Genomic DNA, 12,213 nt, shown 5'->3' with positions numbered 1-12,213 from the left:
CCGGATAGGCTCGGCGCCATGAACAACGGCAAGCGCACCCCCTGGGTCGTGGGGGTCTCCGGGGCGTCCGGGACGCCGTACGCCGCTGCCGTGCTGCGCGGCCTGCTGGCCGCTGGTGAGAGCGTGGACCTGGTGGTCAGCCGGGCGTCGCGGCTCACACTGCTCGACGAGACGGGGATCGCGTTCCGCGACGCCCACTGGCGGGACGATCTGGCGGCGTGGCTGGCGCGGGGCGCGGACGGGAAACCGGACACGTTCCCCGGTGTGGACGTGTCGGACGTGCGGTACTGGGCGGCCGGGGATCTGGCGGCCGGGCCGTCCTCGGGGTCGTATCCGGCGAAGGGGATGCTGATCGTGCCGGCCTCGACGGCGTGCGTGGCCGGCGTGGCGCTGGGTCTGTCGAAGGATCTGCTGCAGCGGGCGGCGAGCGTCATGCTCAAGGAACGGCGCCGGCTGGTGGTGGCGGTGCGGGAGACTCCGCTGAACGGCCAGACGCTCAAGGCCCTGGTCGTGTTGGACGAGGCGGGAGCAGTGGTGCTCCCGGCCTCGCCGGCGTTCTACGCGGGGGCGACGCACATCCAGGATCTGGTGGACTTCGTCGCTGGGCGGGTGCTGGACGCGGCCGAGGTGCCGCACCGGCTGTACCGCCGCTGGGAGGGGGAACTGGGGGGTGCCCAGAACCGGCCGGACTAGTGCTTCCTGGAGCCGGCGGCGACGCGCGCGATGCGCTCCCGGAGCGGGGCGCGGCGGGCGGCTCGCGGCAGGTGGTGGGCACGCGAGCGGTCGGCCTCGTCCCGGAGCTCACGCATCCGGACGTACGCCATCTCGATCGTGTACACGGTGTAATCACTCCTGAAAGATCGTCGCTGATCCGATGAAGGATTCACAGGGTGTTGCCCTGTGTCGCCTTAGATTCTATACGTAAACTCGCGATATTGCTGAACAATGGAAGGCTTCAGGGTATGGACGCGGTGGACAGGCAGCTCATTCAGGCGCTGCGGGAGAACGGCAGGGCCTCGTATGCCGAGCTCGGCCGGCTCGTGGGCCTCTCCGGGCCCAGCGTCACCGACCGCATCAACCGCCTCGAGGCGGCGGGTGTCATCACGGGCTACCGCGCCACGGTCGACTCGGCCTCGCTCGGTCTCGGGGTGACGGCCCTCATCGGCATCTCGCTGTCCGACGCGGCGGACCACGAGGACGTGGCGCGCCGGCTGCGCGACCTCGCGGAGATCGAGGACTGCTGGTTCATCGCGGGCGACGACTCGTACATGCTCAAGGTGCGGGCGACGGACGTCGACGGTCTGGAGAAGACGATCCGCCGGCTCTCCGGCACCAAGGGCGTCTCGCGGACCCGCACCACGATCGTGCTCTCCACCAAGTGGGAGAACCGGGTCGGCGACCTGCCCGAAGAGGCCTGACGCGCGGCGTCGGTGCGGGTGCCTCCGCCGGAAGGGCGGGGAGTAACGTGGGCGAGGCCCGATTGGTTGACGTATGGGAGGCGGGCGCATGGACGCTGGGCTCAAGCGCGAGCTCGAGGAGAAGGTCCGGGCCGGTGAGCGGCTGACCCGCGAGGACGGCATCGCGCTCTACGAGTCGGACGACCTGGCCTGGCTCGGCGGCCTCGCCCACGAGGTGCGGACCCGCAAGAACGGCGACCTCGTGCGGTTCAACGTCAATCGCCACCTCAACATGACGAACGTGTGCACGGCTTCGTGCGCGTACTGCTCCTTCCAGCGCAAGCCGGGGGAGAAGGACGCGTACACCATGCGCATCGAGGAGGCCGTCCGTCTCGCCAGGACGATGGAGAGCGAGAACCTCACCGAGCTCCACATCGTCAACGGGCTGCACCCCAACCTGCCCTGGCGCTACTACCCGCGGTCGCTCAGCGAGCTGAAGAAGGCGCTGCCCAACGTCTCGCTGAAGGCGTTCACCGCGACGGAGATCCACCATTTCGAGACGATCTCCGGCCTGTCCGCCTCCGAGATCCTCGACGAGCTCATCGAGGCCGGTCTGGAGTCGCTGACCGGCGGCGGCGCCGAGATCTTCGACTGGGAGGTCCGGCAGCACATCGTCGACCACCGCACCCACTGGGAGGACTGGTCCCGCATCCACCGCCTCGCGCACGAGAAGGGTCTCAATACCCCGTGCACGATGCTCTACGGGCACATCGAGGAGCCGCGCCACCGCGTGGACCACGTGCTGCGGCTGCGCGAACTCCAGGACGAGACCGGCGGCTTCCAGGTCTTCATCCCCCTGCGCTACCAGCACGACTTCGTGGACATGAAGGACGGCAAGATCCGCAACCGGCTCCAGGCCCGCACCACGATGGCCTCCGGCGCCGAGGCGCTGAAGACCTTCGCGGTGTCCCGGCTGCTGTTCGACAACGTCCAGCACCTGAAGGTGTTCTGGGTGATGCACGGCCTCCAGACCGCCCAGCTGGCGCTGCAGCACGGCGCCGACGACATGGACGGCTCGGTGGTCGAGTACAAGATCACGCACGACGCGGACAACTACGGCACGCCGAACAAGCTGACCCGTGACGATCTGCTGGAGCTGATCAGGGACGCCGGCTTCCGTCCGGTGGAGCGCAACACGCGCTACGAGATCATCCGCGAGTACGACGGGCCGGACCCGGCGCGACGCGAGTCGCCCCAGCCGATGCGTGTCTGACCCGGCGTCGTCCGAGGACGCGATCGGGAAGCCCCGGCCTGTTCAGGCCGGGGCTTCCCCGTGTCCGGCCCGGGTTTCCCCTCTGCCGGTTCGCGGTGCATGAGGGGGCGAAAGCCTCTTGAGGGCAGCATGTGTAAGGGATAGCCTCCGCGCATGTCCCTTACGTTCGAGCTGGACCCGGCCGTCGACCCCGCCCTGCGCGAGGCGATACTCACCCTCTGGGCCGACGTCAGCAACGCGGGCGGAGCCGTCGGTTTCGTGCCGCCGGTCACCCCCGACGACATCCGGCCCGTCATGATCAAGAGCCTCGGTGATATCGCCGACGGTCGCAGCAGGCTGCTCGTCGGACGCGACGCACAGGGAGGGGTCGCCGCCACGGCGTTCCTCACCTTCAACACGCACCGGCTGATGACCCACTGGATCTGGGTCTACACGGTGATGGTCCACCCCCGCCACCAGGGCAAGGGGCATGGGCGGGAGCTGATGGCCGCCGTCGCCGACGCGGCCCGCGGCTTCGACGGCATCGACGCCATCCGGCTGGCCTGCCGGGGCGGAACCGGAGCCGACCGCTTCTACGCCTCCTGCGGCTTCAAGGAGGTCGGCCGGGTGCCCGGGGCCATCCGGGTGGCACCCGGTGACGACCGTGACGACATCACGATGCTCCTCCCGCTGAATTGATCGCCTTTGCGGCGTGTTTCACTAGTCGTGCGGTGCCCCCTCGCCGGGTGCTGCAGCAGTGCATTCGAGGGAGAAGAGAGAAGGCCAGCCGTGTCCGCTGCCAAGCCGAGTGCGACGATCCGGTACACCGCCATGCGACTGGGGATCTTCGTCGGCTGCTTCGCCGTCATCGCCGTCCTGGTCCGGTTCGGGCTGCTGCCGGCGGGTCTCGGGGACTCCAACTTCGTGTGGGTCGTCCTGTTGTCCCTCGTGGTGTCCGCGCCGCTCAGCTTCGTCCTCCTGCGCAGGCAGCGCGAGGAGATGTCCGAGCAGATCGTGGGGAAGGTCGACCGCGCCAAGGCGCGCCTGGAGGCCAACCGTTCCCAGGAGGACGACGCCGTGGACGGCGCCGTCCGCTGACTCCGGGCACCGCCGGCTCCTGGCACCGCCGTCGTCCGACGGCATCGGCTGCCGGTCGCACAGTACTTCCGGGTCCCGAGGCCCCGGTCCGAAGCATCCCTTCGGGCCGGGGCCTTCGGCGTTTCAACTGTGTGAAGTATCAAAGGACAGCTTTGAGGTTCTCAAAGTTCAAGTGTTAACGTGTTGGCCTTCCCCCACCTCACCAGGAGTGTGTTCTGTGCCCGCCAACGCGGCCCCCACGGCTACCACGGCCTTCCGCATACGTATGGCCACGATTCCGTTCTGGGCCCAGACCGTCGCCGGTCTGGGCCTCGGAGTCCTGCTCGGGTGGCTCGCCCGCAGCCAGGAGATCGGGTGGCTGCACACGACCCTCGACCAGGTGGGCAGCCTCTTCGTCCAGCTGCTGAAGCTGGCCGTCGCCCCGCTGGTGTTCTTCGCGATCCTGGTGTCGATCACCAATCTGCGGAAGGTCGACAACGCCGCCCGGCTGGCCTCCCGCACCCTGCTCTGGTTCATGATCACCTCGCTGATCGCCGTCTCGATCGGCCTCGCCATCGGACTGCTCACCGACCCGGGCGCCGGCACCGGCCTCACCGCCAAGGACGGGAGCAAGCCGGAGCGGGCCGGGTCCTGGACCGACTTCCTCACCGGCATCGTCCCGACGGACGTCGTCACGCCCTTCAGCGAGCTGAACGTCCTTCAGATCGTCTTCCTCGCCGCCGTCGCCGGCGTCGCCGCGCTCGCACTGGGCGACCGGGCCAAGCCGGTCCTCGCCCTCAGCGAGGCCGTCCTGGAGCTCCTCCAGAAGGCCCTGTGGTGGGTCATCCGGCTCGCCCCCCTCGGCACCGTCGGCCTCATCGGCTACGCCGTCGCCGACTACGGCTGGAACATCGTCGCCAAGTACGCGACCTTCACCGCCGACGTCTACGTCGGCTGCGCCCTCGTCCTCTTCGGCGTCTACCCGCTGCTGCTCGCGACCGTGGCCCGGGTCAACCCGCTGCGGTTCTTCCAGGCCGCCTGGCCGGCCGTACAGCTGGCCTTCGTCTCCCGCTCCTCGGTCGGCACCATGCCGGTCACCCAGCAGGTCACCGAGCGCCTGGGTGTGCCGAAGGAGTACGCCTCCTTCGCCGTCCCCTTCGGCGCCACCACCAAGATGGACGGCTGCGCCGCCGTCTACCCGGCCCTCGCCGCGATCTTCATCGCGCAGATCTTCGACGTGCCGCTGGGCATCCGCGAGTACGCGCTCATCGTGTTCGTATCCGTGATCGGCTCGGCCGCCACCGCCGGGCTCACCGGTGCGACCGTCATGCTGACCCTCACCCTCACCACCCTCGGGCTCCCGCTGGAGGGCGTCGGCCTGCTCATGGCCATCGACCCGATCCTCGACATGATGCGGACCGCCACCAACGTCGCCGGCCAGGTGGTCAGCCCCGTCCTGGTCGCCGCACGCGAGGGGATCCTCGACCGGGACGCCTACGACTCGGCGTCCTCGTCCCCGCTCGGCCCGGACCACCCGGCCGCCGAGCCCGCGCAGGCCGAGACCGCGCCCGCCGGGGGCGGCACCGCCCGCGAACCTGAGTCCGCCGCACCGGTCGCCGTCTGAGCTGTGCGGATGCCTGCGACGGCTGACAGGTGAGCGCCGTAGGCTACCCCCACGTAAGGGGGTTGTGTGAGAAGCAAGCGGATGCCGCGCGCCGTGCGGGAGCAGCAGATGATCGACGCTGCCGTCCAGACCTTCGGGCAGCGGGGGTATCGCGCCGCGTCCATGGACGACATCGCGGAGCTGGCCGGGGTCTCCAAGCCTTTGGTCTACCTGTACCTGAACTCCAAGGACGACCTGTTCACGGCGTGCATCCGGCGGGAGGCGACCGCGCTCGTCACGGCGGTGCGCAACGGCATCGACCCGGCCGCCCCGCCGGACCGGCAGCTCTGGGACGGGCTGTGCGCGTTCTTCGCGCACACCGGGCGGAATCCGTACGGCTGGGCGGTCCTGCACCGACAGGCCCGTACGCACGGTGAGCCCTTCGCCGCCGAGGTCGACGAGATGCGCGCCGAGATCGTCGCGTATGTGACCGAACTGATCGGTGTGGCCGCCGCCGAGGCCCAGCAGCACCAGCCCTTCACGGAGCGCGACATCGCCGGCCTCGCACAGTCGCTGGTCGGCGCGGCGGAGTCGCTGGCCGCATGGGCGAACGACTCGGAGGCGCTCTCGCCCCAGGACGCCGCGGCGACCCTGATGAACTTCGCCTGGGTGGGCCTCAGCGACCTCATGGGCGGCGGACGCTGGTCACCCCCGTCGGATGCTGCTCCGAAAGGGCGGCGATTCCTGTGGGAGGAGCGTGTTCCGGGAGAGGAGCGAGTCCCGGGGGAGGCACGGCGTACGGCGCGTTCCGGCGGAGAGCCGACGGACCGGCGGCCTCCGGGGGAGGGAGGCCCGGACCTGGCTCAGGGAGGGGACCCGGGCCGAAACCGGGACCAGGGCCAGGACCCGGGCCGGGCCCCCGACCGGCCCGCTGAGGGGCGGCTCTCCGAGCACGGGCTTCCGGGGGAGGGCCGCCGGCCGCTCGGCTGAATACTCGCCGGATTCCCTCGATCGATCGCGGGGAACCCGCCGGGCCCGGTCACGGGACGGGCCGTTCCCGGTGCCGGAAGGGCCTCTCCCGGTCCTGGCAGGTCGCGCCCCGGTCCTGGCAGGTCGCGCCCCGGTCCTGGAGAAAGGCCCGGGGTATCAGCCGTCCCCGCCCCGGAAAAGGCAGGAGCCCCGCTCCCGTACGCGATGTACGGGGCAGGGCTCCTTGGGTACTGCTAGGAGTCGGTAGCGATCGCCGACCGGGCAACTTAGGCCGGGGTGACGTTCTCCGCCTGCGGGCCCTTCGGGCCCTGGGTGACGTCGAAGTTCACGACCTGGTTCTCCTCGAGGGAGCGGAAGCCGGACGCGTTGATCGCGGAGTAGTGGACGAAGACATCCGGGCCGCCGCCGTCCTGGGCGATGAAGCCGAAGCCCTTTTCAGCGTTGAACCACTTGACGGTTCCGGTAGCCATAAGCCCTCCTTGGGCCAAAGGGTTGCCCTGCTCCAGAACCTGCAAACAAGTCTGAAAACTACAAAAGCCTGCGGGTCACATGCTCCGCAGGCTCTGTACTGCAAGGGAAACCAAACTGCAACTTGCGGCGAGCGTAGCACGCGGCCCGTCCACGGCGATAGAGGGAAAGATCACGTCACCCGGTTGCCGCACAGTGTTTGACCCGCAGGAACGAGGGGCAACGCACCCCCCGCAACTCACTGGTCGAACCCACGGCTAGTCTCGCCAGGTGGACAATGCAACCGGTGACCACCGGCCCCGCCGCAGCCGGCCGCGTGTCGGCCACATCCAGTTCCTGAACTGTCTGCCCCTGTACTGGGGACTCGCCAGAACCGGCACCCTCCTCGATCTCGAGCTCACCAAGGACACGCCGGAGAAACTGAGCGAGCAGCTGGTCGCCGGCGATCTCGACATCGGCCCGATCACCCTCGTCGAGTTCCTGCGCAACGCCGACCGGCTGGTCGCGTTGCCGGACATCGCGGTCGGCTGCGACGGCCCGGTCATGTCCTGCGTGATCGTGTCCCAGAAGCCGCTGGAGCGCCTGGACGGCGCCCGGGTGGCGCTCGGCTCCACCTCCCGCACCTCCGTGCGCCTGGCGCAGCTGCTGCTCGCCGAGCGCTACGGCGTGACCCCCGACTACTACCGCTGCCCGCCCGACCTGGGCCTGATGATGCAGGAGGCGGAGGCGGCGGTGCTGATCGGCGACGCCGCGCTGCGCGCCTCGCTGCACGAGGCGCCGCGCCTCGGACTGCAGGTCCACGACCTCGGGCAGATGTGGAAGGACTGGACCGGGCTGCCGTTCGTCTTCGCCGTGTGGGCGGCCCGCAAGGACTACCTGGCGCGGGAGCCGGAGACCGTGCGCGAGGTCCACGAGGCGTTCCTGGCGTCCCGCGACCTGTCCCTGGAGGAGGTCACCAAGGTCGCCGAGCAGGCGGCACGCTGGGAGGCGTTCGACGAGGGACTGCTGGAGCGGTACTTCACCACCCTGGACTTCCGGTTCGGGCCGGCGCAGCTGCGGGGCGTGCAGGAGTTCGCCCGGCGCACCGGTCCGTCGACCGGGTTCCCGGCCGACGTCGCGGTCGAGCTGCTGACCCACTGACGAAGGGCCGGGGCAGGGGCCTGGCCCCTGCCCCGGCCTCCTTCGCCCCGGTCGCCTCGCCCCGGTCCGTCGGAACGGCCTCAACGGCCCTCTACCGCCCCGCAGCCCCTAGCGCTCTCTGTGCTCCCGCAGCCCCCAACGGCCCTGGGCGGTCAGGACGAGGGAATGGGCGCCTGCATGTGCTCGCTGATCCACTTCATGGTGCCGTCGCCCATGCCGCGGACGTAGGTCCGGGCGTTGTGCTCCCCGTCCTGGATCTCCTGGAGCCGGGTCTTCACCGGGCCCTTGCCGTACGTTTGGATGAATTTCCGAACATTGCCGAGAACGGATTCCTTGGTGCCCACCTGGAACGCGAGATAGACGTCCGGGCCGTTCTTCGCCGCCAGTTCCCGGGCGAGCTTCTCCGGATTGTTCTCCTGCTTCTCCTTCTCGTGGCCGGCCCACAGCGGGGAGTCCGGCACGGTGTCCGGTCCGGAGGCGATCACCGCCTTGAATTTGTCGGGGTGCTTCAGCACGGACTTCAGGCCCACGAAAGCGCCCGACGACGACCCCATGAACGCCCAGCCGTCCCGGGACTTGAACGTGCGGAAATTGGCCTTCACGAAGTCGGGCACGTCCTCGGTCATCCAGGTGCCCATCTTCGGCTGCCCGGGGATGTCGCTGCCGTCGTAGTAGTACTTGTCGTCAGGGTTGAGGACCGGCATCACGACGATGAACGGCAGGCCCGTGCCCTCCTTCGCCCACTCGCTGATGCTGCTCTGCAGCTTCAGGTCGGTGCCCATCCAGTAGTTCTTGGGGTAGCCGTTGCCGCCGGGCAGGGCGATGAGCACCGGGAAGCCGCTCTTCGCGTACTTGGCGTCGAAGTACTCCTTGGGCGCCCAGACCCACACCTTGCCCGTGAAGCCCGACTTCTTGCCCACCAGCGTGGTCATGGCGATCTTGGTGCCGTCCTCGATGGTGTTCTGCGTGGTGAACTCCGCCTTGGGACCCGTCGGCAGCAGCGTCTTCTGTTCCACTTCGGGAACCGGCTCGCCCTTCTTTCCGGCGGCTTCCTTCGAGGCGGCCGGTGCGCTCGGGTTGTCGAAGCTGACCGGGTCCCCCTCTTCGGAACAGCCCGTCAACAGCACGGCGGAACCGATTACGGCGGCAGCTGTCAGGGTGGCGGTCAGGCGTTTCATCAGCGGGCTCCGAGAGTGCGTGTCGGCGAGGGGAGAGCGGGCCGGACAGACCGGCGGCCACGTGCCCGGACCGGGAGGCCGGGACAAGAGGTGCGAATGACGTTTTGAGAGATGTCGGAACGCGTGGTTCGGTTTCGCCTGGTCCCTTGCCGATCGCCGTGACCCGTCGCACGCCTTCGCGGCACCGGGTGCGCGACCGGCGAGAGCGGCCCGGAAGACGCGACCGGCCGGTCAGAGGCTCGTCACAGCGCTGGCGTAGGCTGTTTCGGTCCGTCCACACCCGCCGAAAGGGACACCCCGGTGACCGAGAAGGCCGACCTTCAGTCCGTCCTCGACCGTGCCGCAGAGGGTGGGCGGATCACCCCCGAAGAGGCGCTCGACCTCTACCGCTCCGCGCCGCTGCACGCTCTGGGCTCTGCGGCCGACGCCGTGCGCCGCCGCCGCTACGCCGGCACCGAGCACATCGCGACGTACATCATCGAGCGGAACATCAACTACACCAATGTGTGTGTCACCGCCTGCAAGTTCTGCGCGTTCTACGCCCCGCCGAAGGACACGGCGAAGGGCTGGACCCGCGATCTGGACGACATCCTGCGCCGCTGCGCGGAGACCGTGGAGCTGGGCGGCACGCAGATCATGTTCCAGGGCGGCCACCACCCGGACTACGGCGTCGAGTACTACGAGAAGCACTTCGCCGCCATCAAGAAGGAGTTCCCCGAGCTGGTCATCCACTCCCTCGGCGCGTCCGAGGTCGAGCACATGGCCCGGATCTCCAAGGTGTCCGTGGAAGAGGCCGTCCAGCGGATCCACGCCGCGGGACTCGACTCCTTCGCCGGTGCGGGCGCCGAACTGCTGCCGGCACGGCCGCGGAAGGCGATCGCCCCGCTGAAGGAATCCGGCGAACGCTGGCTGGAGATCATGGAGATCGCCCACGGCCTCGGCGTCGAGTCGACCTCCACGATGCTGATGGGCACGGGCGAGACCAACGCCGAGCGGATCGAGCACCTGCGGATGATCCGGGACGTGCAGGACCGGACGGGCGGCTTCCGGGCGTTCATCCCGTACACGTACCAGCCCGAGAACAACCACCTCAAGGGCCGCACCCAGGCCACCATCTTCGAGTACCTGCGCATGATCGCCGTGGCGCGCCTGTTCCTGGACAACGTCGCCCACATCCAGGGCTCCTGGCTCACCACCGGCAAGGAGATCGGCCAGCTCTCGCTGCACTACGGCGCGGACGACCTCGGCTCGGTCATGCTGGAGGAGAACGTGGTCTCCTCGGCCGGCGCGAAGCACCGCTCCAACCGGCTGGAGATCATCGACCTGATCCGCCGGGCGGGCCGGGTGCCGGCGCAGCGCTCGACGACGTACGAACACCTCGTGGTGCACGACGACCCGGCGAACGACCCGGTCGACGACCGAGTGGTCTCCCACCTGTCCTCGACCGCGATCGAGGGCGGCACCGCCCACCCCGAGCTGAAGCTCCTGGCCGCCGACTGAGCCCGGCCGGACCCGCTGTGCTGACGGTTCACACCGCCGCCCTGCTGCTGCCCGGCGGCGGCCTCCGCCCCGTGCCGCACGGGGCGGTCGCCGTCCGTGGACGGGAGATCGCCGCGGTGGGGGCGTACGACGACGTCATGGCCGCCCACCCGGGCGCGCGGGTGCGCCGCTGGCCCGGTGTCATGACTCCTGGGCTGTGCAATCCGTACGGGCCGGAACTGCTGGAGGACGCCTACCATCCCGACCCGCGTGAGGCGGCGGAGCTCGGCACCGAGCCGCTCACCGGCGCCGCGCTGGCCGCGCTGGACATGACCGACGCCCGCTGGGGAGCGAGCGCCCGGCGCGGGGCGCAGCGGCTGCTGGCGCACGGCACCGTCGCGGTCGCCGGTGCCCTGTGGCGGGAGCCCGTCCTGGACGCCGTCACCCGCGCAGGACTGCACCGGGAGGAGCGTTTCACCGAGCCCCCGGGGCCCGCCTCGCTGGACCCGTTCGCGGGCCGTCCGGTACCGGAGGCGTTCCTGCCGCCGCCGCTCGCGTACGAGGGCCGGTACGCCGATTTCGCCGTCTTCGACGTGCCGGCCGGCGGCGACCCGTACGAGACCCTGGCGGAGGCGGGCGCGGTGAGCTGCGTCGCGACGGTCCTGGGCGGCCGCCTGGTGTTCCGGCGGCGGTAGGGCGTCGCGTTTCCGCGGGTGCCCTGCAGGGACGGCCGGCGGCCGTCCCTGCGGTGTGCACCGATACGGGGCGGACCGGTGCAGGGCGGACCGGAGTACGACGGCGGACCGGTGCAGGGCCGGCCGGAGCGCGACGGCGCGCCCGACGGGTACGCCCCCGCCGGGGCGGCCCGAACGTGCCTGAGACAATGACGGAGTACCCGTCCGCACCCGAACCTGTGAGGCCGAACGCCAGTGACCCGCGCATTCCTGGACAAGCAGCCGCACGAAGTCGCCTCCATGTTCGACGGCGTGGCGGCCAACTACGACCTCACCAATGACGTGCTGTCGCTCGGCCAGGACCGCCGGTGGCGGAAGGAGGTCGCCAAGGCGGTGGACGCGCGCCCCGCGCAGAAGATCCTCGACCTCGCCGCGGGCACCGCCACGTCGTCGCTCCCCTTCGCCGCCACCGGCGCGTACGTCGTGCCCTGCGACTTCTCCCTCGGCATGCTCCGCGAGGGCAAGAAGCGGAACCCGCACCTGCCGCTCACCGCGGGCGACGCGACGAAACTCCCCTTCAAGGACGACACGTTCGACACCGTGACGATCTCCTTCGGGCTGCGGAACGTCGTCGACACGGACGCCGCGCTGCGGGAGATGCTCCGCGTCACCAGGCCGGGTGGACAGGTCGTCATCTGTGAGTTCTCCCAGCCCACTTGGGCGCCCTTCCGCACGGTCTACATCGAGTACCTGATGCGCGCCCTGCCGCCGGTCGCCCGCGCGGTCTCGTCGAACCCCGACGCGTACGTCTACCTCGCCGAGTCCATCCGCGCCTGGCCCGACCAGCCGGCGCTCGCGGCGCGTCTCCAGAAGGCCGGCTGGTCCCGTGTCGCCTGGCGGAACCTCTCGGGCGGCATCGTGGCGCTGCACCGCGGTGTGAAGGCGTAGCCACCCC

13 protein-coding genes and 1 pseudogene are annotated in these 12,213 nt (G+C 70.0%); 11 read left to right on the top strand and 3 right to left on the bottom strand.

Features of this window, described 5'->3' with window-relative positions; translation table 11 throughout:
* Nucleotides 1-18 precede the first annotated feature (18 nt).
* Entirely contained in the window at nucleotides 19-693 is a 675-nt protein-coding gene (locus tag ACZ4Z5_RS20310; RefSeq protein ID WP_468264613.1) for a UbiX family flavin prenyltransferase, read from the top strand.
* On the opposite strand, the gene ACZ4Z5_RS20305 is transcribed toward ACZ4Z5_RS20310, so the two are convergent.
* Nucleotides 690-839: a hypothetical protein gene (locus tag ACZ4Z5_RS20305; RefSeq protein ID WP_468264723.1), complete on the bottom strand. Its 150-nt coding sequence runs from the start codon at nucleotides 837-839 to the stop codon at nucleotides 690-692. The two genes, ACZ4Z5_RS20310 and ACZ4Z5_RS20305, sit on opposite strands and share 4 nt — an antisense overlap.
* A gap of 123 nt (nucleotides 840-962) precedes the next feature.
* Between ACZ4Z5_RS20305 and ACZ4Z5_RS20300 the strand changes: the two genes are divergently transcribed.
* The 6 genes and pseudogenes from ACZ4Z5_RS20300 to ACZ4Z5_RS20275 all read left to right on the top strand — a co-directional run.
* The gene (locus ACZ4Z5_RS20300) at nucleotides 963-1,418 is read left to right on the top strand and encodes an Lrp/AsnC family transcriptional regulator (protein ID WP_031077173.1); all 456 of its coding nucleotides are present in this window, start codon (nucleotides 963-965) and stop codon (nucleotides 1,416-1,418) included.
* An 88-nt stretch (nucleotides 1,419-1,506) separates the two neighbouring features.
* On the top strand, nucleotides 1,507-2,670 hold the full coding sequence (mqnE, locus tag ACZ4Z5_RS20295) for an aminofutalosine synthase MqnE (protein ID WP_468264611.1): 1,164 nt from the start codon (nucleotides 1,507-1,509) through the stop codon (nucleotides 2,668-2,670).
* 153 nt (nucleotides 2,671-2,823) lie between these two features.
* Nucleotides 2,824-3,348 carry a GNAT family N-acetyltransferase gene (locus ACZ4Z5_RS20290; protein WP_468264609.1) on the top strand — a complete coding sequence of 175 codons (525 nt, stop codon included), beginning with the start codon at nucleotides 2,824-2,826 and terminating at the stop codon, nucleotides 3,346-3,348.
* A 90-nt stretch (nucleotides 3,349-3,438) separates the two neighbouring features.
* Nucleotides 3,439-3,747, top strand: a complete 309-nt coding sequence (locus ACZ4Z5_RS20285; protein WP_468264607.1) for a DUF4229 domain-containing protein — start codon at nucleotides 3,439-3,441, stop codon at nucleotides 3,745-3,747.
* Between the two features lie 265 nt (nucleotides 3,748-4,012).
* Nucleotides 4,013-5,350, top strand: coding sequence for a dicarboxylate/amino acid:cation symporter (locus ACZ4Z5_RS20280; RefSeq protein WP_468264717.1), 1,338 nt, complete (start codon nucleotides 4,013-4,015; stop codon nucleotides 5,348-5,350).
* Nucleotides 5,351-5,431: 81 nt separating this feature from the next.
* A pseudogene (locus tag ACZ4Z5_RS20275) lies at nucleotides 5,432-6,049 on the top strand (TetR/AcrR family transcriptional regulator); the annotation flags it as partial.
* A gap of 536 nt (nucleotides 6,050-6,585) precedes the next feature.
* Here the strand turns inward: ACZ4Z5_RS20275 and ACZ4Z5_RS20270 are convergent.
* Entirely contained in the window at nucleotides 6,586-6,789 is a 204-nt protein-coding gene (locus tag ACZ4Z5_RS20270) for a cold-shock protein (RefSeq protein ID WP_003967102.1), read from the bottom strand.
* A 268-nt stretch (nucleotides 6,790-7,057) separates the two neighbouring features.
* Here ACZ4Z5_RS20270 and ACZ4Z5_RS20265 point away from each other — a divergent pair, with 268 nt between their 5' ends.
* Nucleotides 7,058-7,927 (top strand): menaquinone biosynthetic enzyme MqnA/MqnD family protein, encoded by an 870-nt coding sequence (locus tag ACZ4Z5_RS20265; RefSeq protein WP_468264605.1) that lies wholly within the window; start codon nucleotides 7,058-7,060, stop codon nucleotides 7,925-7,927.
* Between the two features lie 152 nt (nucleotides 7,928-8,079).
* On the opposite strand, the gene ACZ4Z5_RS20260 is transcribed toward ACZ4Z5_RS20265, so the two are convergent.
* A complete protein-coding gene (locus ACZ4Z5_RS20260; RefSeq protein WP_468264603.1) occupies nucleotides 8,080-9,105 on the bottom strand; it encodes an alpha/beta hydrolase in 1,026 nt (341 codons plus the stop codon).
* Between the two features lie 300 nt (nucleotides 9,106-9,405).
* Between ACZ4Z5_RS20260 and mqnC the strand changes: the two genes are divergently transcribed.
* The 3 genes from mqnC to ACZ4Z5_RS20245 all read left to right on the top strand — a co-directional run bounded on the left by mqnC (nucleotide 9,406) and on the right by ACZ4Z5_RS20245 (nucleotide 12,206).
* Nucleotides 9,406-10,605, top strand: a complete 1,200-nt coding sequence (gene mqnC, locus ACZ4Z5_RS20255) for a cyclic dehypoxanthinyl futalosine synthase (protein WP_468264601.1) — start codon at nucleotides 9,406-9,408, stop codon at nucleotides 10,603-10,605.
* 17 nt (nucleotides 10,606-10,622) lie between these two features.
* Nucleotides 10,623-11,279: an imidazolonepropionase-like domain-containing protein gene (locus tag ACZ4Z5_RS20250; protein WP_468264599.1), complete on the top strand. Its 657-nt coding sequence runs from the start codon at nucleotides 10,623-10,625 to the stop codon at nucleotides 11,277-11,279.
* 234 nt (nucleotides 11,280-11,513) lie between these two features.
* Nucleotides 11,514-12,206: a demethylmenaquinone methyltransferase gene (locus ACZ4Z5_RS20245; RefSeq protein ID WP_468264597.1), complete on the top strand. Its 693-nt coding sequence runs from the start codon at nucleotides 11,514-11,516 to the stop codon at nucleotides 12,204-12,206.
* Nucleotides 12,207-12,213 lie beyond the last annotated feature (7 nt).

The sequence above is a fragment of the Streptomyces sp. NPDC030222 genome (genome assembly GCF_055573115.1).
This window is presented reverse-complemented; position numbering and strand designations above follow the sequence as displayed.